At 39.0% G+C, this 26,249-nt stretch carries 22 protein-coding genes and 1 pseudogene; 8 read left to right on the top strand and 15 right to left on the bottom strand.

The features are described 5' to 3' along the window. Positions 1-106 precede the first annotated feature (106 nt). A complete protein-coding gene (pepN, locus tag F927_RS06365) occupies positions 107-2,713 on the bottom strand; it encodes an aminopeptidase N (protein WP_005082664.1) in 2,607 nt (868 codons plus the stop codon). Positions 2,714-3,129: 416 nt separating this feature from the next. On the opposite strand from pepN, the gene F927_RS06360 reads away from it, so the two are divergent. Beyond that, entirely contained in the window at positions 3,130-3,387 is a 258-nt protein-coding gene (locus F927_RS06360; protein WP_004639454.1) for a hypothetical protein, read from the top strand. An 80-nt stretch (positions 3,388-3,467) separates the two neighbouring features. On the opposite strand, the gene F927_RS06355 is transcribed toward F927_RS06360, so the two are convergent. Continuing rightward, on the bottom strand, positions 3,468-3,941 hold the full coding sequence (locus tag F927_RS06355) for a DUF2147 domain-containing protein (protein ID WP_004639455.1): 474 nt from the start codon (positions 3,939-3,941) through the stop codon (positions 3,468-3,470). 160 nt (positions 3,942-4,101) lie between these two features. Next, positions 4,102-4,578, bottom strand: a complete 477-nt coding sequence (locus F927_RS06350; protein WP_005082663.1) for a DUF2147 domain-containing protein — start codon at positions 4,576-4,578, stop codon at positions 4,102-4,104. A gap of 265 nt (positions 4,579-4,843) precedes the next feature. Between F927_RS06350 and F927_RS06345 the strand changes: the two genes are divergently transcribed. From F927_RS06345 to F927_RS06335, 3 genes are read left to right on the top strand one after another with little or no spacing between them, the layout of a single operon-like run. Next, a complete protein-coding gene (locus F927_RS06345) occupies positions 4,844-6,004 on the top strand; it encodes a hypothetical protein (protein ID WP_004639458.1) in 1,161 nt (386 codons plus the stop codon). A gap of 18 nt (positions 6,005-6,022) precedes the next feature. Further along, entirely contained in the window at positions 6,023-6,838 is an 816-nt protein-coding gene (thiM, locus tag F927_RS06340) for a hydroxyethylthiazole kinase (RefSeq protein WP_005082661.1), read from the top strand. 49 nt (positions 6,839-6,887) lie between these two features. Continuing rightward, the gene (locus F927_RS06335) at positions 6,888-7,610 is read left to right on the top strand and encodes an AAA family ATPase (protein ID WP_005082659.1); all 723 of its coding nucleotides are present in this window, start codon (positions 6,888-6,890) and stop codon (positions 7,608-7,610) included. Positions 7,611-7,626: 16 nt separating this feature from the next. Here F927_RS06335 and F927_RS06330 read toward each other — a convergent pair whose 3' ends face one another. The 5 genes from F927_RS06330 to F927_RS06310 all read right to left on the bottom strand — a co-directional run bounded on the left by F927_RS06330 (position 7,627) and on the right by F927_RS06310 (position 11,979). Next, positions 7,627-8,400, bottom strand: a complete 774-nt coding sequence (locus tag F927_RS06330; RefSeq protein WP_005082657.1) for a Rossmann-like and DUF2520 domain-containing protein — start codon at positions 8,398-8,400, stop codon at positions 7,627-7,629. Positions 8,401-8,458: 58 nt separating this feature from the next. Further along, positions 8,459-9,025 (bottom strand): hypothetical protein, encoded by a 567-nt coding sequence (locus F927_RS06325; RefSeq protein WP_005082655.1) that lies wholly within the window; start codon positions 9,023-9,025, stop codon positions 8,459-8,461. 206 nt (positions 9,026-9,231) lie between these two features. Next, positions 9,232-10,464, bottom strand: a complete 1,233-nt coding sequence (locus F927_RS06320; protein ID WP_004639467.1) for a dihydroorotase — start codon at positions 10,462-10,464, stop codon at positions 9,232-9,234. 12 nt (positions 10,465-10,476) lie between these two features. After that, positions 10,477-11,493 carry an aspartate carbamoyltransferase catalytic subunit gene (locus F927_RS06315; RefSeq protein WP_004639468.1) on the bottom strand — a complete coding sequence of 339 codons (1,017 nt, stop codon included), beginning with the start codon at positions 11,491-11,493 and terminating at the stop codon, positions 10,477-10,479. A 120-nt stretch (positions 11,494-11,613) separates the two neighbouring features. Then, complete coding sequence (locus tag F927_RS06310) at positions 11,614-11,979, bottom strand: hypothetical protein (protein WP_017394579.1); 366 nt, start codon at positions 11,977-11,979, stop codon at positions 11,614-11,616. Positions 11,980-12,243: 264 nt separating this feature from the next. Here F927_RS06310 and rlmKL point away from each other — a divergent pair, with 264 nt between their 5' ends. Further along, entirely contained in the window at positions 12,244-14,451 is a 2,208-nt protein-coding gene (gene rlmKL / locus F927_RS06305; RefSeq protein WP_004639473.1) for a bifunctional 23S rRNA (guanine(2069)-N(7))-methyltransferase RlmK/23S rRNA (guanine(2445)-N(2))-methyltransferase RlmL, read from the top strand. Positions 14,452-14,482: 31 nt separating this feature from the next. On the opposite strand, the gene F927_RS06300 is transcribed toward rlmKL, so the two are convergent. Next, positions 14,483-14,908 (bottom strand): hypothetical protein, encoded by a 426-nt coding sequence (locus F927_RS06300; RefSeq protein WP_004639475.1) that lies wholly within the window; start codon positions 14,906-14,908, stop codon positions 14,483-14,485. A gap of 169 nt (positions 14,909-15,077) precedes the next feature. Beyond that, positions 15,078-17,657 carry an ATP-dependent chaperone ClpB gene (gene clpB, locus F927_RS06295; protein WP_004639477.1) on the bottom strand — a complete coding sequence of 860 codons (2,580 nt, stop codon included), beginning with the start codon at positions 17,655-17,657 and terminating at the stop codon, positions 15,078-15,080. Positions 17,658-17,920: 263 nt separating this feature from the next. Here clpB and F927_RS06290 point away from each other — a divergent pair, with 263 nt between their 5' ends. Then, positions 17,921-18,721, top strand: coding sequence for a peptidoglycan DD-metalloendopeptidase family protein (locus F927_RS06290; protein WP_020846212.1), 801 nt, complete (start codon positions 17,921-17,923; stop codon positions 18,719-18,721). Between the two features lie 64 nt (positions 18,722-18,785). Here the strand turns inward: F927_RS06290 and F927_RS06285 are convergent, their stop codons facing one another. Then, positions 18,786-19,208, bottom strand: a complete 423-nt coding sequence (locus tag F927_RS06285; protein ID WP_005082647.1) for an OsmC family protein — start codon at positions 19,206-19,208, stop codon at positions 18,786-18,788. Between the two features lie 146 nt (positions 19,209-19,354). On the opposite strand from F927_RS06285, the gene crp reads away from it, so the two are divergent. Further along, on the top strand, positions 19,355-20,062 hold the full coding sequence (gene crp / locus F927_RS06280) for a cAMP-activated global transcriptional regulator CRP (protein WP_005082645.1): 708 nt from the start codon (positions 19,355-19,357) through the stop codon (positions 20,060-20,062). A gap of 202 nt (positions 20,063-20,264) precedes the next feature. Next, positions 20,265-21,044, top strand: coding sequence for a M48 family metallopeptidase (locus tag F927_RS06275; protein ID WP_005082643.1), 780 nt, complete (start codon positions 20,265-20,267; stop codon positions 21,042-21,044). A gap of 55 nt (positions 21,045-21,099) precedes the next feature. On the opposite strand, the pseudogene F927_RS06270 reads toward F927_RS06275, so the two are convergent. The 4 genes and pseudogenes from F927_RS06270 to F927_RS06255 form a co-directional block, all read right to left on the bottom strand. Next, positions 21,100-22,828: pseudogene (locus tag F927_RS06270) on the bottom strand (ATP-binding protein). Next, positions 22,812-24,404, bottom strand: a complete 1,593-nt coding sequence (locus F927_RS06265) for a 5-oxoprolinase subunit B/C family protein (RefSeq protein ID WP_005082636.1) — start codon at positions 24,402-24,404, stop codon at positions 22,812-22,814. Before F927_RS06265 ends, F927_RS06270 begins: the two are co-directional and overlap by 17 nt. Before the next feature lie 32 nt (positions 24,405-24,436). After that, the gene (locus tag F927_RS06260; RefSeq protein WP_005082634.1) at positions 24,437-25,198 is read right to left on the bottom strand and encodes a LamB/YcsF family protein; all 762 of its coding nucleotides are present in this window, start codon (positions 25,196-25,198) and stop codon (positions 24,437-24,439) included. Positions 25,199-25,282: 84 nt separating this feature from the next. Next, positions 25,283-26,212 carry an LpxL/LpxP family acyltransferase gene (locus F927_RS06255; protein ID WP_005082631.1) on the bottom strand — a complete coding sequence of 310 codons (930 nt, stop codon included), beginning with the start codon at positions 26,210-26,212 and terminating at the stop codon, positions 25,283-25,285. Positions 26,213-26,249: the final 37 nt, after the last annotated feature.

Below are 26,249 nucleotides of genomic sequence, written 5' to 3'. Positions count from 1 at the left end.
ATGTTTTTATAATTTTTATTTAATGGGAAATTCCATAAAAAAAGAAAATCAAAAAGAATAACCACAACCGCACTATGACGATTGTGGTTATAGAGAATTTTAACGCTTAAATGCTTAATAATGAATTCAAAGTTTCTGACACATTCTTCGATTTCACCTTTGGCTGCAATGCTTTTAACGCTTGTTGTACCTGACTACGCTGAGGCTCCATCAACGTATACCAACGAGAAAGCACCTGTAATAAACGTGAACCTAAAATTGGATTCTTTTCATCTAGATAGGCAGCTAACTCAATGAAATGATCCACACCAAAACTCCATGTATTTACAGGATTACTTGCTAAACCACCGCTCACAGAACGAATTCGGTTCGGTGTGCCTAAATCGTAATCGGCATGTTTGGTTAGATATTCAATGGTTTCTGCAGTCGCGCAAGGATGCGAAGCTTGGATCGTAAACCATTGGTCTAAAGACAAGGCTTCATCTTTGAAACGATTGTAGAAGTCATCTAATGCTAGTTGAGCCTGTGGTGCATCATTCCAAACTAGAACACGTAATGCTCCTAAACGTTCTGACATATTTCCTGTTTGCTGATATTGCGCATAAGCTAAATCAAAAACAGAATCATCACCTTGACGTGCCAACATACTCAACATGATATTTTTTAAAGCACGAACACCCATTGCCAAAGAAAATTCTTTTTGCATATCAGGGTCTAGAGATAAATATGTTTCTTTCCAAAATGAACCCAGTTCACGAGCCAGACGATCTAAAACTGCTTCGCGTTTTTCACGAATGAGTTCTGGCTCATAGTCTTGATCAATTCTGCTACCTAAATAATTTTCACTTGGGACATCAAATAATCGAGAAGCAAGTAATGGATCTTTATTGACTAAATCAGGCAGTGTATTTTTGATGGCATCAATATAAGTATCTGCCTTATGATCCTCTAATAAAATACGCTCTAATAATGTCTGCGTTGCTTGCCATTGATTAAAACCATTGGTCTCATGCTGAATCAAGAATGCAAGATCATCATTTGAGTAATCAAATGCCAAATTGACTGGCGCAGAAAAATTACGCAGTAATGAAACTACAGGTTGTTCAGTAATACCTGTAAATTCAATCGTTGCTTCATCTTGCTCAAACAAATACATGCCATCTTTTACATCATTTACAAATAGATCGGCACTGTGCAAGGTGTATTGCTCACCAGACTTTGCATTAAATAAGGCTAAAGCAATAGGAATAGGTACAGCTTTTAAATTCGGATATTTTGGATGTGCTTTTAGACTTTGCTTGAAACTCAAACGATAAGTTTGAGCCGTAGCATCATACGCACCATTGACTTCCAGCTTCGGTGTACCTGGTTGGTTATACCACGTCAGAAAGTTTGATAAATCAACACCTGAACCTGCGCTAAGCGCCGCAACCCAATCTTCAACTGTGACCGCTTGTCCATCATGACGCTTAAAATATTCATCCGTACCTTGACGATATTTATCTTTACCCAATAGCGTTGCCATCATACGGTTAATTTCTGCGCCCTTTTCATAAACCGTTGCCGTATAGAAGTTGTTAATTTCAACAAAATGGTCTGGACGTGGAGGATGTGACAAAGGACCTGCATCTTCAGGAAATTGATGAGATTTTAACACTGCCACATCATCAATACGTTGTACTGCTGCTGACTGTAAATCTTCAGAAAAAGACTGATCACGGAAAACTGTCAAACCTTCTTTTAAACAGAGTTGGAACCAATCACGACAAGTAATACGGTTGCCTGTCCAGTTATGGAAATACTCATGGGCAATGACTGACTGCACACGCATGATGGCAGCATCAGTCGTATACTCCTCATCAGCAAGCACACATGAGGTGTTGAAGATATTTAAACCTTTATTTTCCATCGCCCCCATGTTGAACTGACTCACAGCGACAATCATATAGTTGTCGAGATCATAGGGACGACCATAATGTTCTTCATCCCAACGCATCGAGTGCTTTAACGCTTCCATCGCAATATGACACTTAGGAATATCTTTTTCTACGGCATAAATCTCTAACGCAACGTCACGACCTTCAGAAGTTGTATAACGGTCTTTGAGTACAGCCAAGTCCCCAATCACACAAGCAAATAAATAGCTTGGTTTCTTAGTTGGATCTTGCCAAATCGCGAAATGGCGATTTTCATCGACCTCACCAGTTTCAAGCAAGTTACCATTTGCCAATAAAACAGGATATTTCTTATCGGCTTCAACACGTGTCGTAAATACAGATAAAACATCTGGACGATCTGGATAAAAGGTGATTTTACGGAAACCTTCAGGCTCGTTTTGGGTAACGTACAAATCTCCGGCCTTATAAAGACCTTCTAGCTGGGTATTTGATTCAGGATGAATAATCACTTGAATTTGTAAAATGATCTCATCTGGTGCATCAGTGATCACCAATTGTTCACTATCTAACTCATATTGATCAGAATTTAATGTCTGACCATTCAGTTGAATTGATTTTAACTCTAAATCACGACCTAGAAGAATCAAAGAACCAGCGCTTTGACGCTTCATTACGAGCGTTGAATCAACAATTGTATGATTCTCATATACTTGAATATCCAAGTGAATCGAATCAACCAAAAATGATGGTTTTTGATAGTCTTTTAAATAAATGGTTTGATCCGTTTGTACAGGAGGTTGCGCCGCGATATTCATCAGTATTCCTTATCTTTCATAATTTCATGTCAACGGTCTTGTTGGTAAGACTTCTGGTTGCGTCATCAATTTGCACAAATTATGCCGTTTGGTCTAAATATTTCGTATTAGAAAATTATTTAGTACATCTCAACCGATCATACGCCAACTATCAGAGCCTGTCTTTAATGCCAGACACGAGTTTAAGAATTTTATTGGGTTGAAATAATTCAATTTCAAATATATTCGCTTCAATTAGCCGATCATTTAGACAAAATTACAACATAGTTTTCTATTCTTAAATAAAAGTGACAGACCGAACTGCTTTTCATCGCTTAATTTACATTTTTTTTATTTGTTTTACATTTTGTGCACGGTTATTGCTTAATCAATTATGCCAATGTAGGTAAATAAAATAACAAGCGAGGGCTACGACTATGGAATTGAAAGCACACCTTTATCGTCTCGAAAACATTAAAGCAATCCATGATCTTGCGAAAGCTGGTATTGACCATCATGTGATTTCCGTTTTTCTAACAGCAGAGGGAATTGAACTGACGACATTAGAAGTAACCAATATCGTGAATACTTACGATGCCCTAGGAAAAGAGAAAGTACCGAGTAAAAAAGTACAAGCACTTATTGCCGCAAAAAAAATCGGACAGGAGGACGAAAACTTACCATGCCCTGTTTAACATTTAACTCAATAAAAAAACCTCAAATCAGCCTCTGATTTGAGGTTTTTTTAAACTAGAATTTCAAAGTATTTGGCAATTTACGGATTTCCGCTATTGGTGCGAATCCAAACAACCGTACGCCCAAGCGCAGATACCCCCATATACCCACGCATTCGTAAACGTTTACCTTCGCCCGATACGACACCTTTACCTTTATAAATTCGACCACTGGTCGCCTCTAAAACTGTACCGTCAATATAGGCATTAGAATTATTCGGATCTTGTCTAAATCCAGACAATATTTCCAATCCAAGTAAAGGTTTATTGGTATGCGGTGCTGGGCATTTGGTACAGTTGGTCAAAGCGATACCATGTGCATTTGGATAGCGATAAACAATTTTCCCATTAAACCGCCCATCATCACCTTTTCGAATTTCGACAATGGAGAGTTGTTCACCTGTGCGCTCTTCAATACTTTTCCAGTATCCTTCGATCGATGCAGCAGAAGCTGTCGCCGTTAAAAATGCAATAGAAAGCCCCATGATTCCTTTCATGAATACATGATTCGACATCTTTATATTTTCCCCGTTAAAAAATTACTTAGTCATGTTTTATAGATTTAATATTAAAAAAATAGCATATTTATAGCGCAGTTACACTGTACGCCCCAGTACTTGACTCTATAAAATTTTTAACAATCAAATACGTACAGTGTAATTCATAAATTTTAATTTAAGGATTTGGACTATCAGTACGAATCCAGACTTGCGTACGTCCTAAGGCAGAAATTCCCATATAACCGCGCATCCGCATACGTTTACCATCTGCACTGAGTTGTGCTTTACCTTTGTAAATATTTCCTGTTTTTGGTTCAAGAACACGACCATCAATATACTGATTTGGATTTTGAAGATCTTGTTTCAAACCCCACGCGATTTGCAGACCTAAAATTGGTTTATTCTTAAATGGTTCAGGACATTTAACACAATTGGTCAACAACGTACCACCACCAGGCACAGGATATCGATAAACAATCGTACCTGTATAAGTTCCGTCAGTCTTTTTTTTCACTTCAACAATTGAAAGCTGTTCACCTGTACGGTCATCAATACTCTTCCAATAGCCTTCTGGTGTTGACGCAATCGTAAGTGTAGTTAATAAACCTAGAGAGATTCCCACGACTCCATTCATGAGGATTTTTTTTTGCATATTGGCTCCTTTATCCCTAGCAATCCTTTGGGCCTACATTTTTATTACAATGCATCAATATGGTCAATAAAAAAACATGTATATTTCACAGTTTTATTCTTTATAAATTTGAATTAAATCACATATTTAAACATTACCAAAACAAGGTTTACATTCACAATCAGCCACCTTAAAATTTAAACATCTAGACTCATTCTCAACGATTCTTTGCACCACTTCATGTGCCAGCAATGTATAATATATTTTTTCTAAGACGACTTAATCAATGGATTTACAGATTCTACAAAAACAGTTAGATGAAAGTAGCCATTGCCCATTGTGTCAAGCATCAATGTATTGGGTTGAAGCTGAACAATATACTCAAGAGCTACAATTTCACGAATGCAGTCACTGCCAACACCGCGTTTTTCAGCAAGAAAGTAAACTGAATTGCCATTGTGCTCAATGTACTGCTGCAAGAAAGAAACAAACACAACAAACTCGCCTACAAGAACAACGTAAATACAGTACCAAAGATGAAGTCATTTATAGCCTTAATCAGCTCAGTTTTTTACATAAATTATTTTTACTGAGTTTACTCGACCATTATGCGCGTGAAGATGTACAACATGATGAAATCATTCATTGGGAAAATATTAAATTCCATCATTTTACGCCCAACTATTTATTCCAAAACCATTTACTTCAAAGCTTGCTCAAACTCGGTGTTTTAAAACCACAAGATTCAGGTATTGAAACAGGACATTACTATTTAAATATTCGTTTGGATGGTTATTCAGATCCTAGTTTATATAGTGTTGCTCAACAACTACGTAACTGGTTTTATGAAAATCTTAGTTTAGGCATTCCCTTTAAAACAACTGACGAAGTAAAAGATGCAATGTATTTGGTTTTGTACCAAGAGATTGTTCAGTTTATGCAATTTTATTGCCGAACATGGGGGATTCAAATTGCAGGTAGTCGCCCTTTTCAAAGTTTTTGCTTTCGACTTATGGATAGTTTAGCCATCGGTCAGATCTATTATCTAATTCAAACAGCACTCGAATATTTGTACAAACAAAAAGCTCTACAACCAAGAAATGATAAATTTATTAACACAAATTTATTAAAGAAAACATTGGAACAATACCGCGAACGTTCAGTGACTGAACGATGGGAAACATCAACATTACCCAGACCACATAATATTCCTTTAAGTAAAATGAGTGAAATTTTACTGTTTAAATTTCTTGGCTACGATGAAAAGATCTTTATACAACCAATTTGGAAATCATGGCGAAAAATAGAGCCTCGCTTAAATTTTTATTCGGTAAAACGCTGCATGTATTGTGGTTCTAATGACCTCGTGGTTGAGTACGATGCTACAGATTATGTTTCCCTCATTTGTCGTCAGTGCAAACATCAAGACCACTACTTCACCCGTTAAAGCTTCAGGATTCTTATCATGTCATCAAAACAACAATTGATTGATCAAGTCATTCAAGCTTGGCATGCGTTGCAACAAAAAACACCATTGATTCAGTGTATGACCAACAGTGTTGCCAACAACTATGTCGCCAATATACTGCTGGCAGCTGGCGCATCTCCTGCGATGATTGATAATCCATATGAAGCCGAAGAGTTTACCAAAATTAGTGCTGCTTTAAGTATTAATGTTGGCACACCGACCACAGAACAAACCCAAGCGATGTTGATTTCTGCTCAAACGGCGCAACAGCATCAAATACCATGGGTTCTCGATCCAGTCGGCTACGGTCCAATCTTAAAATGGCGCAGTGAAACCGTAGATCAATTATTGCAATACCATCCAACGATCATTCGTGGAAATGCCTCAGAAATTAGTGCATTAGCAGGTAATCATGTTCAATCTAAAGGCGTAGACAGTACACTCAATAGCCAAGATGTTTATGAGCAAGCTCGGCGTTTATTGCAGCATACAGATTGTGTCGCCATTTCTGGTGTTTCTGATTATATTATTTCAAAGCAATTTGATATGGTGATTCAAGTCAATGGTGGCTGTCATCTACAACCGAAAATCACTGCTACAGGATGCGCGCTAGGTGCCTTAACAGCAGCTTATAGTGCGGTTGCTTCGCCCGCAATTGCCGCACTTGCTTCGCACTTACACTTTGCAATTGCTGGTAAACTTGCTTATGACCAAGCACAAACAGTCGGTAGTTTTAATATTATGTTTTTAGACTATCTACATATGTTAGATGATAATTTAATTCATCAATATTACAGCATTGATTGTTTATGATTCTTTATACATAAACAATCAATGCTGCTTTGACTTAAATGATTGATTAATGAAACCTTTACTTACTAAAGTTGAATTACTAAATACCATCCCAGATGATTTTCCATTTCTTCATCTCTATCCACTTGAGTTTAGAAAAAATATCACTGTAATTACTGGTGAGAACGGCAGTGGAAAATCAACGATTTTAGAAGCTTTAGCTTTAAAATTCGGCTGCTCGGCTGAAGGAGGAACGGTCAATTTTAATTATAAGACTGAAGATACCCATTTAGACTATAGCTCACATTTGCGTATCCAAAAATCTCCACGTCGAATAAGAGATATCTTTTTTTATCGCTCTGAAACTTACTACAACTTTCTAACCGAAATGCGTCAACTCGATAATGCACCAAGTTTCGGACCACCCATTCGAAATTTCTACGGCGGGAAAGATTTACATACGCTATCACATGGTGAAGCAATGAAAGCACTTATTGATCACCGTTTTCGCGCCGAAGGTCTATATATTCTTGATGAGCCAGAATCCGCACTTTCAGTCAATAATCAAATTAACTTTGTGGAAAAAGTAATTCAACTGAGTAAGCAAGGTGCACAATTTATCATTGCAACACACTCACCTATTTTAATGCTGATGCCAGATATCCAATTGCTTCAATTAAATGAAAATAGCCTGCGCGAAGTGAATTTTACAGACACACATATCTATTATATGTATAAGGAAATTATCAACTCAAATGGTGATTTTCTAAATCAAATCATTGATATTGAATAGAGTTATTACCAATTCACTAATGATGGCGCTTGAAAATCCCATCACTCATTAATGTATAAATTCTTTCTAAATCAGTCCTCTCAGATTGCGCAAGCAATTGTTGATGCATTTTTAAAATATTTTGATCACCGCGCATTGCTGGACCTGTTTGCATAAGCTTGGGTTGATTAACAACAGCTTTACTGGCCGTTTCAGTTATCAAAGGATATAACAAGCTAAAATCGACCTGTTCAGCAGCAACGATTTGCTGCGCCATGTCATAGCAATAATTACTAAAATTGCATGCAAATACTGCCGCTAAATGCAGTGTTTGACGTTGTTTAGAACTATATTGATAGACTCTATTACTTAGGCTATTAGCAAGCCCTGTCAGTATTTCTAAATCGGCTTGTGTTGATGCTTCTACAAAAATTGGTGTTTCAATCCAATCGATATCGCGATCCAAACTAAAAGTTTGTAGTGGATAAAACACCCCTGTTCGCTGTGATGCTTGCTCTATCGTGATTAAGCTCGTACTGCCCGAAGTATGTACAATTAAACTCTGAGGTACGAGTGATGTAATTGAATTCATAATTTCAGCAATCACTTGATCACTGACAGCAATCACCACTAAATCGGTTCGTGAATCTAATTGCGCGAATTGATCAATTGCTTGAGCATTTACTTGAGAGGCTAGATTTTCCGCATTTGCTAAATCACGACTAAAAACCTGAACAATATGATGCTGCTGATGTAAAACTTTGGCTAAATGAGTAGCAACCCGACCAGCACCAATAAATGTAATACGCATAAACTCAATCTAAATGTTGTTTAATTGGCAGCATGCCAAGAACCGCGATCTAAATCAATTATTTACTTATCTGATATAACCAAAGTAGTGAGAAACTAGCAAAAACCAAAGCAAAGAAAGGAAAAGCTTTGGGTTGCTTTGAGTCTTGTGGTGTAACTGGTATGGTCAAAATAGGTGGCATCAAGGTTTTTTCTGTCGTTTGCCCCAAGCTCAAAACCTCAGGAGTCCAATTTGGTAGCAATGCATGTATAGATTCTTTATGATCACGAAGATAATAAATAATACTGATGGTATCATTGCCGATCTCATTTGAAAGGACCGCTAAACTCTTTGGAATGGCTCGATTTAAAGTTTTTTCCACTTCAGCAACCGAAACTCGCCCTGCAGCCAAACGTAACAATAATGCATTTTTTACCTGATTATTTTTTTCAAACAAATCATAAACCGAAGGCGTTAATTTTTCCTTTAATTGATCAACAAGATCAGGTTTAACTAAAAATTGAGACAAAAGAATTGGGTAAAATCTAGACAAGATATCATTTTTTTCATTTACCAAGCTGGTTTGATCATTGACGATCACCGCTGATACTTTTTGTTTAAGTAACTCCATTGGATTTGTAGACATTGTATTAACTCCAACAACTCAAATGACTTATATCTCTTTTTTATAATTTTATGCAAAGTAAATCTCATTTCATTGATACTTTAATCTATTTTTTATCGTTTTCATGGGTTTTTAAAAAATTCAATACAATATAAACATATCAGCTACAGACTGTGGAATAGAGCTTTAAACCAAAACTCTATTCCACTCAACAACTTGGCTAAATCTTAGGCAAATGTATGAACAACCTTACCGGTAAGCTGTTGTCCCAATAATGGCGTATTTTTGCCTTGAGAAAGGATGCTCTCTTTCGATACCGTCCATTGTTGTTCTGGATCAAGCAACACCCATCCCGCCTCTTGCAACCAACGCTCACGCATATTAGCAACCTCAGCAGGAATGATGGTCACTTTTTCAACCCATTCCAAAGGCTCAAATACACCTTCTTGAATCAGTTGAACACCCAGAGCAACATAGGTATCAAATGCTGTAATTCCTGGTTGCGTTTCTTCAAATGGGGCGATTTTAGCAGAGCTGCTTAATGGTTCATGATGGGTACAAATCGCATCAATTACGCCTTCTTTTAAACCTTGGCGCAGTAATGCTTTATCCTGTTCTGAACGCAAAGGTGGACGTACATGCGCTAATGAATTAAAGCCATCAATTAAATGTTCTGTTAAATGTAATTGATGCATAGCAACATCCGCTGTAACAGGCAAACCTTTGGCTTTTGCCATACGAATCAACTCAACTGACGCGCCACATGACAATAGACCAAAATGAGCTTTCACCCCAGTGGCTTCAATCATCAAAAGATATTTAGCAATCGCAACTGTTTCTGCAATTGCAGGAATCATTGGTAAGCCTTGGCGTGATGCAATAAAGCCTTCATGTACACAGCCATCTTTCGCAATTTGAGCCTCTTCCGCATAAAACACAACTGTCAGACCCAAACCAGCAGCATATTCGAGTGTACGGATCACGACATCATCATTTTCAAAAGCGGCATTGGCATTGGAAACTGCGGTACAACCACCTTTTTTTAGACCAGCCATATTTGCAGGTTGTTTGCCATTCAAGGCTTGGGTTTGCGCACCGATGATTTGCATATAAATGCCGCCATCCAACCATGCTTTTTCGATTAAACCATGAATCAAGGCGCCATTGTCTTGAACAATTGGCTTAGAATCTGGTGGAGTAATAACGTGAAGAATACCATTGGCACGAGCTGCTTTACCTTCAGATTTTAAGGTACCGTGTTGTTGTTGTCCTGGTTCACGTAGACGTGCACAAAGATCAACCATGGTCGGCATTAACCATTTACCCTGACCATTGATAACTTCATCAACATGCTCGACAGCATCGATTAATTTGCCGTTTTCGATATAAACCGTTTTGACTTGATCAGTTTTTTGAATTGGATCGAGCACACGGACATTTTCAATTTTTACAATACTCATGTGATCTATCCTTTACAGTGCAATCGCTTCAATTAAACCTTGTTCTTGTAACTGCCCTTGCATCGCAAGTGCAAGTACCGCCATTCGAACTGCAATACCATTGGTCACTTGTTTTAAAATCACCGATTGATCTCCATCAGCGACACTCGAATCTATCTCCACACCACGATTCATAGGGCCAGGATGCATCACGATACAATCAGGTTTAGCCAATGCTAAACGCTCTTTGTTTAAGCCATACATTTTATAAAATTCAGCTTGTGATGATAAGGCTGGCGAGTCAATGCGTTCATTTTGAATACGCAATGCGATAATCACATCACAGTCTTTCACGCCCTGATCCATTTTATTAAACAAACGAACATGTTCACCGTATTCATCAAAGCCCACTGGCAATAATGTATTCGGCGCAATCACACGAATATCCTTACAGCCGAGAGTTTGTAGTGCTGCAACATTTGAGCGTGCGACACGTGAATGTTTAATATCACCAATAATGGCAACCGATAACGCTTCAAAAGGTTTTTTAGTTTCACGACGAATCGTCAACATATCCAACATCGCTTGAGTTGGATGTGCGTGACGACCATCCCCAGCATTGATAATCGCAACATTGGGACAAACATCTTTGGCAATAAAATGCGCTGCACCAGATGACGAGTGGCGTACCACAAAAATATCAGCAGCCATCGCTTCCAAGTTCCAAAGTGTATCTCGTAAGGTTTCACCTTTGGATGTGCTGGAACGTGCAATATCGATATTCAAGACATTGGCAGACAAACGTTTTGCTGCTGCTTCAAATGTAGTACGAGTACGAGTAGAGTTTTCAAAAAACAGATTCATTACCGTTAATCCCTCCAGTAAGGGACGGTTAATCAAATTATTATTTTCATCTAAAAAGCTTTGCGCAGTATCTAAAATTTTGGTCAGGCTTTCCTTGGAAAGACCCTCAATTGTTAAAAAGTGTTTTAAATTTCCTTGTTGATTCAATTGAACCTGACTCGGTTGATGCAGGGCTGCAATATGCATAATGGATTCCTATGGGTCGAATCACCAAAACTTGCATAGTGTAGCCCAATTCTTTTATTTTAGTAGCACAACTTTTCATCGATATGTTGCAATAAATTAGAGCTTTGCAACAAAATTCCGCTATCGTAATGCACCAATATAGTGATGATGCACTTGAGCTTGATAAATCTCTTCTTCTGTAACCTCTGTTGAATAGAGCTCTGACACCTCTGGCTGTTCGACTTTTTCGGTTTTTGCTGCTTTTTCTACACTGTTTTCAGGCAACAAATCAATTAATGAACTTAAGCGAGCAACATATCGCTCTAATTCCTGATCTTCAGTTGCCAAAGCAAGGTCTGCAATATGTCGAGCGTAATCTTTATTATGCACTAAATACATCACATCAATAACTCGACCTGATACACGTCGCATACGAACATACATTTGAGTTGCGATCGCAAAAGCATCTGCATTGACAACCACATCATTATTCAGATTATCTTTCATAATTCCCCCACTAAATTTCTTTAATTTCATCAACTTTAAGAAAAATAATTTTCTGATGAACAATGTTACTGTTAGCAAAATATGTACCAACTATTAAAATTATTATCCAAAATGCTTTTCTAACTGATAGCTCGCTCAGCTATCAGATATTCAAAAAAGTCGTTAATCGATGATAAAGCTGACAATCAAACAAATAAGCACCGACAGAATTGATAAAAATCAGTTAAAATAGCCGATTGCTGAACTGCTTTTTTGGAAATGTGCATGAATTCTACACAACGTCTGACAAACTATTGGGTGACCTGTGCGGATGGACTTGAAACCTTATTACAACAAGAATTGGAAAATTTAGGGATTCAAAACATTCAACGCTTCGCTGGACGTTTGGTATTTAAAGGCACACTTGAAAATGCATACCGTATTTGCATGTGGTCACGTCTTGCTTCTCGCGTACTTTTACCGATTCATACTCATGAGCTTGAACATACCCATGACGCACGTGATGTGGCTGAAGAACTTTATGAAGGTGCGATCAGCTTTGACTGGTCGCTTATCTTTGCGCCACAAAGCACATTTGCAGTACGCCTACATGTCGAACGTGAAATTAAGGTCAATACTCAATTCGCAACCTTACGTGTTAAAGATGGTGTTGTCGATTCATTTATGGAAGCTGTGGGTAAACGGCCAAGCATTGATATTAAACAACCAGAAATTACGCTCTATGTTTTGGCTGGTAAGACAGAACACACTTACTGCTTAGATTTATCTGGCGATTCACTACATAAACGTGGCTATCGTCGCTTTATGACCGATGCTCCTATTAAAGAAAATCTTGCAGCAGCAATTTTACAAAAAGCAGAATTAGCCGAATATCAACCTGATATTATCCTTGATCCTATGTGTGGTTCGGGTACATTTATCATCGAAGCCCTGATGATCTTGACTGATCGTGCGCCTGGACTTGTAAGACGTTTCGGTTTCAACGGCTGGCATGGACATGACCGTGAACTTTGGTTATCACTAAAAGCCGAGGCTGCGGAACGCCATGAACAGGCTTTAGAACAACCCTTACCAAAACTATATGCTTATGATGCTGACTGGGAAGCTGTTAAAGCAACGCGTCAAAACATCATCGCTGCTGGTTTTGAAAAACTACTCGATCAAATCCAAATTGAAGAACGTACTTTAGCGGATTGGGACAACTTCCATGCTGAAGGAAAAAAAGCCTTTATTGTAACTAACCCACCGTATGGTGAGCGTTTAGGCGATAAAGCATCTAACCGTTCTTTATATCTTGGTTTATCAGCGCTATTACAAAAGAATTTCCCAAATCAACGTGCAGCCATTATTGCCGCACAAGTTGAACAAGCTGATGTACTGGCTTTTCTTGAGCCTCAAACACTCCGCTTGATGAATGGTAAATTACCGATTTATGTGCGATTTGGTACGGTGAAGCCAGCCACAGTCACACAGCCATTTTTAGCAACATGGCAACCACAACAATTTGAAAAAATTGAAGGTGCAGAAGACTTTACCAACCGCTTGCAAAAGAACATGCAGAACCTAAAAAAATGGGCTGTAAAAGAAAATGTCTACTGCTTGCGTTTATATGATGCAGACTTGCCAGACTTCAATGTTGCAGTTGATCTGTATGGCGATCGATTGCATGTACAAGAATATGCTCCACCTAAAAGTATTGATCCAGAAAAAGCAAAAAAACGTTTTAATTTAGCCCTTGCTGCGATACGTGCTGTGACAGGCTTAGGTCGCGATGCAATCTTTATTAAAACTCGTGCACGACAAGCTGGATCAAACCAATATACAAAGCAAAGTACCGCATCTAAACGCTTTATTGTTCAAGAAGGCAATGCTCGTATCTTGGTTAACTTGACCGATTACTTAGACACAGGTTTATTCTTAGATCATCGCCAAATGCGTTTGAGAATTGCTAAAGAAGCTCGTGGAAAGCATTTCCTCAATCTTTATAGCTACACCTCAACAGCAAGTTTACATGCTGCTTTGGGCGGTGCAGCGAGTACAACTAGTGTAGATTTATCTAATACCTACCTGAGCTGGTCTAAAGAAAACTTTGTGCTGAATGGTTTAACTGTAGATCACGCTGATGAACAGCATATGTTCTTTGCAAGCGATTGTTTTGAATGGTTAAAAGAAGGACATGAGCAATACGATTTAATCTTTATTGATCCTCCAACGTTCTCAAACTCGAAAAAGTTTTATGGAACCTTTGACGTTCAACGTGACCATGTATCGCTGATTAAACGTGCAATGAACCGCTTAACCAGCGATGGAACGTTGTATTTCTCCAATAACTATCGTGGTTTTGAATTGGATGAAGAAATCGAAGCCATGTATGACATTGAAGAAATTACAAATGAAACCATTGGTTTAGATTTTAAACGAAATCATAAGATCCACAGAGCGTGGAAAATTATGCATCCCTCAATAAAATAAATGATCAAGTCGTTAACATTTCAGATCACGATTACTTTACAGTAATCGTGATTTCACCATGTATATTCGTCGATTCAAACTCATAGACCATAAATCGATCAGGAGACTCTTTATGTGGTTTCAAGGTTGCCCTCTTTTTATCACGGCTATCTGAAACCGTATTTTTCTTTTGCTCTTCGTAAGGTGATAGTGAACCATCTTCCAGCATACTGATCCTCACTTCACGTAAGAAACGATCACTTAACGCACGTTGAATACGCCAACGCTCTTGCTCAGGTTGCAAAGCATCTTGGTTGGCTTTGAAAATAATATTCGGCAAGGTACTCGTTGCCAATCCTGTTTGTAGTGCTAAGGTTGATTCTGGCATCGGTTGAGCACTCCACCCAAATGAAGAAGGCAAAATACCCATGCACAAAATTACACAAATACCTGCGTAATAATGTTGCTTGTTTTTCATTGCAATTCATCCTGAATCTTTTTCTTATTTGTTCTGAAACTATCAAGTTTTTCATCAAGCTGCAATCTTATTCAGCATATTCCTAAAAAAAACTGATCAATAGCATATAAACAAAAAAAGATGGCAATTTTCATCACCATCTTTTTGTTCAATTGATAAAATTTTAAGCTTAACTCAATTTGACCTTATCAAATACAAGCTGACTATTTTCACCTTTAATCAAGATGTTATCACCTGCTTGAAACTCGCCAGATAAAATTTTCTGAGCTAAATTATTTTCTACCTGTTGTTGGATTGCTCGTTTCAATGGACGAGCACCATAAACAGGATCAAAACCAGCATCTATCAATAGGTCAAATGCAGTATCGTCCACAGTTAATCGCATGTCACGCTCGGCCAAACGAGAACGTAAACGATCCAACTGAATATCGGCAATGCCGCGGATCTGAGCTTTTTTCAGTGAATGGAAAATCACCAGCTCATCAATACGGTTGATAAACTCTGGGCGGAAATGTTGGCTTACAGCACTCATCACCACAGCTCGAACCTCATCATCTGTCGCCGTTTCACCTAATTCACGTACATCTTGTGAACCGAGATTAGAGGTCATCACAATCACTGTATTTTTGAAGTCCACCACACGACCTTGTGAATCTGTTAAGCGACCATCATCCAACACTTGTAATAAGATATTGAATACATCTGGGTGTGCTTTCTCCACCTCATCAAACAGTACGACGCTATAAGGTTTACGGCGTACAGCTTCAGTTAAAACACCACCTTCTTCATAACCGACATAGCCTGGAGGTGCACCAACCAAACGACTGACTGAGTGTTTTTCCATAAATTCGGACATATCAATTCGAATCATGGCATCATCACTATCAAACAAGAAATTTGCTAGCGCTTTGGTTAACTCGGTTTTACCCACACCTGTTGGACCAAGGAATAAGAAAGAACCACTAGGGCGATTCGGGTCTGATAGACCTGCACGTGAGCGACGTACTGCATTGGAAACAGCCACCACAGCCTCATCTTGACCAACCACACGGTTATGTAAAAATGATTCCATATGGAGAAGTTTTTCACGTTCACCTTGCAACATTTTCGCTACTGGAATACCTGTTGCCGCACTTACGACTTCCGCAATTTCGTTCTCAGTCACTTTGGTACGAATAAGTTTTGGTTCTTCGTTTTCCTCAGCAATCTCAGCCTGCTCTAGTCGTTTCTGCAACTCTGGAATCACACCATATTGCAAGCGTGCCGCTTCAGCTAAGTCACCTTCACGTTTTGCTTTTTCTAAAGCAACTCGAGCTTGGTCCAATTCTACTTGCGCTTTCTTATCACCTTCAACCAGTGTTTTTTCAGCTTTCCAAATCTCTTCAAGATCATTGTACTCTTTTTGCTTTTCAGCAATTTGCTGTTCAAGATGGTTGACTTCAGCTTTACTACCATCATCTTGATCTTTTTTCACGGCTTCCAATTGCATTTTCAACTGGATTAAACGACGATCAAGTTTATCTAAAGCTTCAGGCTTTGAATCAATCTCCATTTTGATACGCGATGCTGCTTCGTCAATTAAATCAATCGCCTTATCTGGTAATTGACGATCAGTAATATAACGATGCGACATTTTCGCTGCAGCAATAATCGCAGAATCTAAAATTTGCACGCCATGGTGAGTTGCATACTTCTCTTTTAGACCACGTAAAATCGCAATGGTATCCTCAACACTTGGTTCATCCACCAATACTTTTTGGAAGCGACGTTCAAGTGCAGCATCCTTCTCAATATATTGACGATATTCATCTAAAGTCGTTGCACCTACACAGCGTAACTCACCGCGTGCCAAAGCAGGTTTTAACATATTCCCTGCATCCATTGCGCCATCACCCTTTCCAGCACCCACGAGTGTATGTAGCTCATCGATAAACAGGATGATTTCACCTTCATGTTTAGCTAGGTCTTTAAGTACTGCTTTTAAACGCTCTTCGAATTCACCACGGTATTTTGCACCAGCAAGGAGAGAACCCAAATCCAGTGAAAGGACACGTTTATTCTTCAATCCTTCTGGCACTTCGCCATTTACGATACGTTGGGCTAAACCTTCAACAATTGCAGTTTTACCTACCCCCGGTTCACCAATCAATACAGGATTATTTTTGGTACGGCGAGATAACACCTGAATCGTACGGCGAATTTCATCGTCACGACCAATCACAGGATCAAGTTTGCCCGCTAATGCTCGTTCAGTTAAATCAATGGTGTATTTATTCAGTGAGTCCCGTTGATCTTCGTGATTATTGCTCATGACTTTGTCATTTCCTCTAATATTTTCAATAACTTTACGCAAGCTTTCTGAGGTTACACCGACACTATTGAGAATCGTCTTGGTTTCTCCTGTCTCAGCTAAACCAAGTAACACCCAATCGGTTGATAAGAACTCATCACCTGCTTTCTGAGCATAGCGATCAGCTAGATTTAATGCCTTTACTGCTTCGGGATTAAGATTAATATCACCCGTTGGATTTGCCAGTGTCGGTGCATTTTGTATAGCTTGCTCAAGTTTTTGCTTTAATTCTGGCAAACGAGCGCCCGCCTGTTGCAGTAAACTTAAATTGGCTGGCTCTTCTAATAAAGTTGTCAAGATATGAATCCCTGCGATAGCAGTATGATCCTTACCCATTGCCAAAGATTGTGCATCTGAGAGCGCTTGCTGTAAGCGGTTTGTAAATTTTTCAAAACGCATTCTTGTTATTCCTCACAACAAATTTTTAACTTATCACTTAGATGGGAACGTTTTTTAAAATTTCAAATAAAATTTATATATTTTTCAATATTTTATTAAAACAACAATGAATAAAACTCAGTCATAATATGGGTGTATAAACAATCTATTTCAAGTATATTTTGTTTAATTTTTCGATCTATCGCATTTTGAACAAAATCCTTATTGTGATTCTTAATCCGACGTTTTAGCTTAACACTTTACTTGAATCAAAAATGGCTCTCATGTATTTAAAAACAATATTGCTTGGCGCAGCTTGTCTTGTCTCTATTCATTCGGCATTTGCACAACTTCCACAAGATTCTCGTCGCGCCGGTGGAGTTGCTGTTATTCCTTTAACTGCAGAAACCACAGAAGTCTTTTATCAACAAAAGCCTGTGTTAATCACGCAAGAAGGTACACAACGTTATGCTGTGCTAGGTATCCCTCTTTCTACACCTGTTGGTCAATTACAGCTCACCACAAACAGCAAACCGATTCAAATCGAAATCCGACCTTATACATATGCTGAACAACGGCTTACCATTAAAAATCAAGACTATGTCAACCCTAGTCAAGCACAGTTAGATCGTTATGCTCAGGAAGCGAAAGAACAGAATAGCGTTTATGAATCATTTACAACCAGTACATGGCAAAGCATACCAAATTTTATTCGACCAACAGCTGGGAAATTCAGTAACTCTTTCGGTCGCAAGCGATTCTTTAATGGCGAAGAACGTGCACCTCACTCCGGTTTAGATATTCCTGCACCAGTTGGACAAAAAGTGGTAGCACCTGCTGATGGTATTGTTGTTCAGACTGGTGATTATTTTTTTAATGGAAAAACCGTACTGATTGATCATGGTCAAGGTTTAATCAGCATGTTCTGTCACCTTAGTAAAATTAATGTAGAAAAAGGGCAATCTATTCGCCAAGGTGAGGTACTCGGCTTAGTGGGTAAAACTGGGCGAGTCACAGGTGCACATTTGCATTGGGGAATGAGTCTTAACAATGCACGTGTTGATCCTCAGTTGTTTCTAAAATAAAGCCAATAAAAAAGTGATCTATGTTAAATAGATCACCTTTTAGATAAACTTAATAGTTTTCCGTCTATTCTGCTTCAACAATTTCAAAATCATGTGTAATTTCTACACCACCATCAGACAACATTTTACTTGCTGAACAATATTTTTCTGCTGATAATTCCACGGCTTTTTCGACTTGCTTGGTTTTCACCGCTTTCCCTGTGACCACAAAGTGTAAGTGGATTTTGGTGAATACTGCTGGAATTGTGTCCGCCCTCTCAGCTTTTAGCTGACATATGACCCCTGTCACATCTTGGCGAGATTTCTTTAATATAGTCACAATATCAAACGAAGCACACCCACCAAGTCCCATTAAAATCAACTCCATAGGACGTGGGCCACGGTTTTCACCACCATATTCAGCAGAACCATCCATCACTAAACTGTGACCACTTTCTGATTTCGCCTCAAAAGCAACATTCTCTAACCAATGTACACTTGTTTGCATTGCAACTACCCGAAAAACGTTATAAATTTACTCTGTTCTTGTACACTAACATAAAATGAGTTGATAAGGAATTTCATCTCTTCTGTGTAGAAAAAGCTCAAACGAGCCTGTGCGATCGGTTTCATCCAAATTCGGAAATTTTAAGCATGACTTCAAATTTTTCACATCTTAGCACTGATGCTTTGTCTCCAGGCCAACTACCTGAATCAGTAAAAGCTTTGCTAAAACGTGCTCATATTAACAGATACCCTAAACGCACCACGATTGTTGACGCTGGAACGGAATCAAGATCACTGTATTTAATTTTAAAAGGTTCAGTATCAATTATTTTACGTGAAGATGATGAACGTGAAATCGTTGTTGCTTATTTGAACCCTGGGGACTTCTTTGGTGAGATGGGTCTTTTTGAAAAGAACCCTCAACGTACTGCTGAAGTACGCACTCGAGATGTATGCGAAATTGCAGAGATTTCTTATGACAATTTCCATGAATTAAGTAAACAGTATCCTGATTTAAGTTACGCAGTATTTGCTCAACTGGTGCGTCGTCTTAAAAACACAACTCGTAAAGTAACTGACCTTGCCTTTATCGACGTTTCAGGTCGTATTGCACGTTGCTTAATCGACTTATCTGCTCAACCAGAGGCAATGATTTTACCGAATGGTCGTCAGATTCGTATCACTCGTCAAGAGATTGGTCGTATTGTCGGTTGCTCTCGTGAAATGGTTGGTCGTGTCCTCAAAACACTTGAAGACCAAGGCATGATCCAAACTGATGGTAAAGCAATTTTAATTTTTGATGCGTCTTTAGAGGAAAATACCTTTCCTGAAGATGAATATGATGATGAAGATTGATTAATTTAGATCACCGTCATATAAAAAGCCAGTGTTCACACTGGCTTTATTTTTTGAATAAAAAGAACAAAATCAATAGGCTTTTGATTACATAATTACTATGATTATAGAGATAATCAGAATGTAAAGAATGGTCAACTTTTTTTATAATTCGGCTTAAGTATATTGATATTGATAAGATACTGATTTGGAGAGAATAAGTATGAAGAAGTTCGCTTTAAGCCTTTGTGCAATCACTGTGATGACCATTTCTGGCTGCGCATCGTTTGCTGAAATGGCTGGTGGCGATACTGCAACCCTCAATGCACAATCAGCACAGGGCTTTGCACAAATGACTCAAGAAGCCCGTGCAAAAAATCAACTTGATACAAGTTCTGCAACTTACCAACGAATCAACACGGTATTTAATCGTCTAAAACCACATGCAGATAAACTTAACCAAACAGGTCAACGTTTTGACTGGCAGCTCGCTGTATTGAAATCAGATACCGTCAATGCTTATGTCGCTCCAGGTGGTAAAGTCGTCTTCTATACAGGCATTGTAAATAAGCTTAATCTCACCAATGATGAAATCGCTGCAATCATGGGCCATGAGATGACGCATGCTTTAGAAGAACATGCAAAAAGTAAAATTGGCGCTCAAGCATTGACTAACTTAGCAATTGGTATTGGTACCTCTTATGCAGGTGCAAACATTGGTGAAGCGGGTAATGCAGCAATCAATCTAGGTAGCCAAATTGGTATCGGCTTACCTTACTCTCGTAACCTAGAAAGCCGTGCTGACTACGGCGGTTTAATGCTGATGGCACAAGCGGGCTACAATCCTAATGCGGCTATTACTTTATGGGAAAAAATGAACCGCTTAGATGGTAAAGGCGGCTCTGCTTTCTTATCCACTCACCCATCAAATACACAACGTATTGCAGATATGCGTAAGAACTTACCTGCTGCAATGGCGATTTATAATAACAGCCGTCGTTAATCTGTTTACAGCCATTAAATCTCAAGTAGATTTAATGGCTTACATAACTCACTTGTTATCCTTCTATTCTTGCAATTTCCTCATCTGCATTTATGGTCAAATTTATACCTCTTAAATGCTGAATCCTTCCTGTGCAGTGAGCAATTACAGGAACCTCCATTTTCATCGCCTCCATCATGGCAATCACATCACCTTGTTGCACTTGATCATTCTCTTTAATTTTCCAAGCACTGATGACACCATTGATCGGTGCAAGTACAGCTTTTTCGTTTTTAGAAACTTGTTTAACATTGTTATGGACATCTGGGCTGTGCTTGTTCTCCATTTGAAAGAACGCTAAAGGCAACCCAATCTCATAGTTTACCGTCAATCTCAATATGATAGCGCTGCAATGTCATTTGATCCGATCTTTGACTGCGAGGCTGTACTGCAAAATCATGTGAACAATCCTGCTCAATCCAACGCGTATGAATTTTAAACTCATCCACAAAATCAGGTTCAGTTAAAATCGCCTGATGGAATGGCAATACAGAAGCAATCCCTTCTAATTTAAAATGAGCAAGCGCTCTCTTAGCACGTTGAATCGCTATTTCCCGTGTAGCTCCAGTCACAATCAATTTTGCCATCAAAGAATCAAAATGGCTGGACACCAGACTTCCATTTCCTACACCTCGATCTAAACGGATACCGATTCCGGATGGTGGATCGAACTGAGTGATTTGACCAAACGCAGGTATAAAACCACGTGCAGGATCTTCTGCATTAATTCTAAACTCAATTGCATGCCCCTGAGGCTCAGGAGTTGTCTGAATCGAAAGTGGTTGACCCAAGGCGATTCTGATTTGCTCTACAACCAAATCGATGCCTGTAGTTTGTTCTGTCACAGGATGTTCAACCTGTAATCGTGTATTCACTTCAAGAAACGAAAGTTTGTTATCTTGACTCAATAAATATTCAACTGTTCCTGCACCCACATATTTTGCCATTCGACAGATATTGACTGATGACTGAATGATTTGCTGATAAATTTGTTCACTGATAAAAGGTGCAGGCGCTTCTTCGACTAACTTTTGATTACGACGCTGTAAAGAACAATCACGGGTACCAACGACCACCACTTGACCATGTTGATCGGCAATGATTTGTGCTTCGATATGCCTAGGTTTTTCTAAATACTGCTCTACAAAGCATTCACCTCGCCCAAATGCAGCTTGCGCTTCACGTACCGCAGACGCATATAAATGAGCAACTTCATCTAACCACCAAGCCACCTTTAAACCACGCCCTCCACCACCATAAGCAGCTTTGATTGCGATCGGTAATCCATATTGTTGAGCAAAAGTGACTGCTTCAGCCGCAGAGTTAAGCGGTTGTTCCGTCCCATAAACTAAAGGTGCACCAACAGATTGAGCAATTTTACGCGCTTGTATTTTATCACCTAGTTTCTCAATGCTTTCTGGCGATGGTCCAATCCAGATCAATCCAGCATCAATGACAGCTTGAGCAAAATCCGCACGCTCCGACAGAAAACCATATCCTGGATGGATCATCGTTACCTGTGCCTGTCGCGCAATCGATAAAATTTTATCAATGTCTAAGTAGGTTTCTTTGGCAGTCACCCCCGACAGCGCCCATGCTTCATCCGCATATTGGACATATAAACTATCAATATCATCATCTGCATACACTGCAACTGAACGAATATCTAAATCTTGACAAGCCTGAATAATACGAACCGCAATTTCCCCACGATTAGCGATTAAAAGTTTATGCTGTGTATTCATGTGATGCGATATCCATAAAATCTGAAATTTTTCTAAATTGAATGAAACACCCTGCTGCAAGTTGAGCAATCAGCCCCAGATGATACGGTGCTACCGCGGCAATCACTGGATACCCCCCTGTTAATGGATGGTCATTCATAAACAAAACTGGTTGACCATTTGCTGGAACTTGAATTGCACCCGTACAACATCCTTCACTAGGTAACTCTTGGTTTATTTGTCTTTGTAGCGGCTGCTCACCCAATAGTCTTAGACCAATTCGATTACTTTCTGTGGTGACTAACCAAGCTTGACTAAATAATAGATCCACACTCTGTGGATTAAACCAATCCGCTCGAGGTCCGAGTATGACATCAACCACAACCGTCTCACCCTTGCTTGGTAGAGTAATAGCCGATTGATCTAAGTTTACAGCTTGTGTTTTTAATTGATCAGCATAAATTTGATCACCAACTTTAATCGGTAATGGTCCCAACTCAGCCAAAACATCATAACTTGCACTTTCTAGCACACGCTCAACAGCAAACCCACCACGAATAGCCAAATAGTTACGAAGTCCTGCTTGAGGTGGCGAGATATAAACTTCATCACCATCGTCTAAAGCAATCGGTTGGTATAATGACTCTTGAACTTTGTTCGAGTTCGCATAAGTTATCCAAAGCGCTGCTGCTGCACCTGTCACTGCAATCACTGTTGATTGCAATACTTTCAATCGCAATCCACCATTCAATATTTCAAAGACAGCCGCATCAGAAGGGTTGCCTACAATTAGATTCGCACTTTTAAAAGCACGATAATCCATCGCCCCTGCTCGTCCTATACCCAGTTTGGACATATTTCTACGCCCATCATCTTGTACTAAGACTTGTAAACCAACACTTTTAACTTCGAATACTGCTGACTTTTCATTCCTTTTTGGAGTAGAAACGGGTTTGTTTGGGACAGAAGTCTGTGTTGGATGATTACGAACATCTTTAAAAATAACCTGATCACTGGGTAACAATAAAGCAGGTTGAGCACGATGAATATCCCACATTTTTTCATCGGTTTGGCCAATTAGTTGCCAGCCTCCAGGGCTATCTTTAGGATAAACACCACTATATTCACCCGCTAAACCCACAGATCCAGCCCGAATCTTCTTTCGTGGCGAGGCCAAACGCGGGATACTGGTGAATGGATGATCAGGACAGACCAAATACGCAAAACCTGGGGCAAAACCAATAAATGCAACCTGCCAATGACTATGAGTATGCTTATAGATAACCTCATCAACACTGATTCCCAAATACTCAGCAACATGGGTTAAATCAGCACCTTGATAATCAACCTGTAGAACAACTTCTTTGCCTGTATTGAAAAAGTCTTGTTTTATTTTTTGCGCTGAAATCCACTGGGTTAATTTCTTTACATCAATACACAAACAATCAAAATAAACCAATATCGTTCGGGCTGCGGGTATCATTTCCTGAATATGAGGATGCTGGCTATGTTGTAAAAAATGATACGTTGCAATTGTTTCTTCTAAACTCGGAAATTCAATTAACACACAATCCAAATTAACTGATAAAAACCGCATCTCATCACTCTTTTTATTATGATCAAAAAGGCTTAACCCACAAAATTACGTATTTGAATATGCTGTGCTAACAGTGTTTGTCGAATCTCTTGTGCCATTTGTACAGCCCCCATCGTATCGCCATGCACACATATAGTATCGGCTTGAATCTTGGTGAACTCGCCCTCAATCGATTCCACTCCACCTTTTAACACCATATCTAATACCCGCTGCGCAATCAGCCCAGTATCATGAATCACAGCATTGTCTAGACGACGAGAGACCAAAGTACCATTGTTGTGATAAGCACGATCCGCAAACGCTTCTGAAACCACTGCTAAACCTTGCTTACGGGCAAAGGGAATCAACGGTGATCCAGCCAACCCAACCAACACGAGATTGGCGTCATATTGTTGAATCGCATCAATCACGGCTTGGGCTTGTTCTAAATCTGTAGCAATGGTGTTATATAACGCCCCATGTGGCTTTACATACTTAACGCATGTTCCCGCAACTTGGGCCAAACCTTGTAAAGCTGAAATCTGATACAGCACATCTGCAAATAATTCATCATAAGACAAATCCATGTTTCGGCGGCCAAAGCCAACCAAATCAGGATAAGAAACATGTGCACCAACAGCGACGTTGCGTTGAGCTGCTTGTTTTAACGTTTTTAAAATATTCTGTGGATCACCTGCATGAAAACCACAGGCAATGTTAGCACTACTGACCACAGAAAGGATTTGATCATCATTGCCCATTTTCCATGCACCATAGCTTTCACCTAAGTCGCTATTTAAATCAATCTGAATCATGGCCTTATATCAAAATCCAAAAAGTAATCCGCTTAATTATTACACTATAGTTTCGACCATTCCAGTAAACTTAAGGGTGTTCAATTAATAAATTTTTGCTTGTCCTTCGATTCTTGTTTTAAATCTACGATGAAACCACATATATTGCGTTGGCTGCATTCTGATCTGATTTTCGATAATCAAATTCACTCGCGTCGCATCTTCGATCTCATCAAGACTTGGAAAATTTTCTAAAGGTGGTTCTAATAAAATATGATATTGCGGATTTGTTATATCACCTTCACGATAAAAAAATAAAGGAATAGCCAATGCTTTGGTAATTTTCATCAATCGTCGATGCGCTGTTAATGTCGCAGCCTGAACACCAAAAAATGGCGCCATAACACCTTGCTTCAATCCAAAATCTTGATCAGGACTGTACCAAATAGCATGCCCATTTCTCAGGCTGTGAATTAAGCCTTTCATATCATCTTTGCCTATTTGATTCTTATAAATCGTGGCTCGACATCTACGAATCAACATATCAAGTAGAGGATTGTTCTGTGGACGATAAACCACATCAAAATCAAAGAAACGACTACTTACAAAACCACCTGCATCTAAAAGTGTAGTATGTGTTCCTAACAATAGCACCCCTTGCTGTTGTGCATTTTCAATATGTTGTAATCCATGGATATGAATTCGGTTTTTAAACCAACTTGGCTTATACCAAGCATTTAATGCTTCAAACAAACCAAGCATCATATTCAAGAAAACTTGTTGTGCATCCTTTTGTATTTCTAACTCACTTTTATTAGGGAAACAAACCTCTAGATTCCTAATTGTGGTTTTTCTGCGAGATTTCAAAGCTTTCCATGCAACTTTAGATAAAAGATCCGCTAAACGCCATTGGATTGCCCAAGGTAAAATTGCGAATACCATCAAGATCAGTAAAGCAATCCATATTCCCCAATACTTAGGCAGTAAAAAAGACCATTGAAATTTACTGGCCTCAAGTTGTTGTTCAGCGCTCATAGCGACAAGTTTCTTAAATAAAACTCACCAGCGTAGC

The sequence above is a fragment of the Acinetobacter haemolyticus CIP 64.3 = MTCC 9819 genome (assembly GCF_000369065.1).
Lineage (GTDB): Bacteria > Pseudomonadota > Gammaproteobacteria > Pseudomonadales > Moraxellaceae > Acinetobacter > Acinetobacter haemolyticus.
This window is presented reverse-complemented; position numbering and strand designations above follow the sequence as displayed.

Coding starts and splice junctions, on each gene's coding strand:
- rlmKL (WP_004639473.1), top strand. CDS start 12,244: ATGAATTCTACACAACGTCTGACAAACTATTGGGTGACCTGTGCGGAT.
- F927_RS06260 (WP_005082634.1), bottom strand. CDS start 25,198: ATGATTCAGATTGATTTAAATAGCGACTTAGGTGAAAGCTATGGTGCA.
- F927_RS06355 (WP_004639455.1), bottom strand. CDS start 3,941: ATGTCGAATCATGTATTCATGAAAGGAATCATGGGGCTTTCTATTGCA.
- F927_RS06310 (WP_017394579.1), bottom strand. CDS start 11,979: ATGAAAGATAATCTGAATAATGATGTGGTTGTCAATGCAGATGCTTTT.
- F927_RS06290 (WP_020846212.1), top strand. CDS start 17,921: ATGTATTTAAAAACAATATTGCTTGGCGCAGCTTGTCTTGTCTCTATT.
- F927_RS06350 (WP_005082663.1), bottom strand. CDS start 4,578: ATGCAAAAAAAAATCCTCATGAATGGAGTCGTGGGAATCTCTCTAGGT.
- clpB (WP_004639477.1), bottom strand. CDS start 17,657: ATGCGTTTTGAAAAATTTACAAACCGCTTACAGCAAGCGCTCTCAGAT.
- F927_RS06320 (WP_004639467.1), bottom strand. CDS start 10,464: ATGAGTATTGTAAAAATTGAAAATGTCCGTGTGCTCGATCCAATTCAA.
- pepN (WP_005082664.1), bottom strand. CDS start 2,713: ATGAATATCGCGGCGCAACCTCCTGTACAAACGGATCAAACCATTTAT.
- thiM (WP_005082661.1), top strand. CDS start 6,023: ATGTCATCAAAACAACAATTGATTGATCAAGTCATTCAAGCTTGGCAT.
- F927_RS06255 (WP_005082631.1), bottom strand. CDS start 26,212: ATGAGCGCTGAACAACAACTTGAGGCCAGTAAATTTCAATGGTCTTTT.
- F927_RS06325 (WP_005082655.1), bottom strand. CDS start 9,025: ATGTCTACAAATCCAATGGAGTTACTTAAACAAAAAGTATCAGCGGTG.
- F927_RS06300 (WP_004639475.1), bottom strand. CDS start 14,908: ATGAAAAACAAGCAACATTATTACGCAGGTATTTGTGTAATTTTGTGC.
- F927_RS06360 (WP_004639454.1), top strand. CDS start 3,130: ATGGAATTGAAAGCACACCTTTATCGTCTCGAAAACATTAAAGCAATC.
- F927_RS06345 (WP_004639458.1), top strand. CDS start 4,844: ATGGATTTACAGATTCTACAAAAACAGTTAGATGAAAGTAGCCATTGC.
- F927_RS06335 (WP_005082659.1), top strand. CDS start 6,888: ATGAAACCTTTACTTACTAAAGTTGAATTACTAAATACCATCCCAGAT.
- F927_RS06285 (WP_005082647.1), bottom strand. CDS start 19,208: ATGCAAACAAGTGTACATTGGTTAGAGAATGTTGCTTTTGAGGCGAAA.
- F927_RS06330 (WP_005082657.1), bottom strand. CDS start 8,400: ATGCGTATTACATTTATTGGTGCTGGTCGGGTTGCTACTCATTTAGCC.
- F927_RS06265 (WP_005082636.1), bottom strand. CDS start 24,404: ATGCGGTTTTTATCAGTTAATTTGGATTGTGTGTTAATTGAATTTCCG.
- crp (WP_005082645.1), top strand. CDS start 19,355: ATGACTTCAAATTTTTCACATCTTAGCACTGATGCTTTGTCTCCAGGC.
- F927_RS06315 (WP_004639468.1), bottom strand. CDS start 11,493: ATGCATATTGCAGCCCTGCATCAACCGAGTCAGGTTCAATTGAATCAA.
- F927_RS06275 (WP_005082643.1), top strand. CDS start 20,265: ATGAAGAAGTTCGCTTTAAGCCTTTGTGCAATCACTGTGATGACCATT.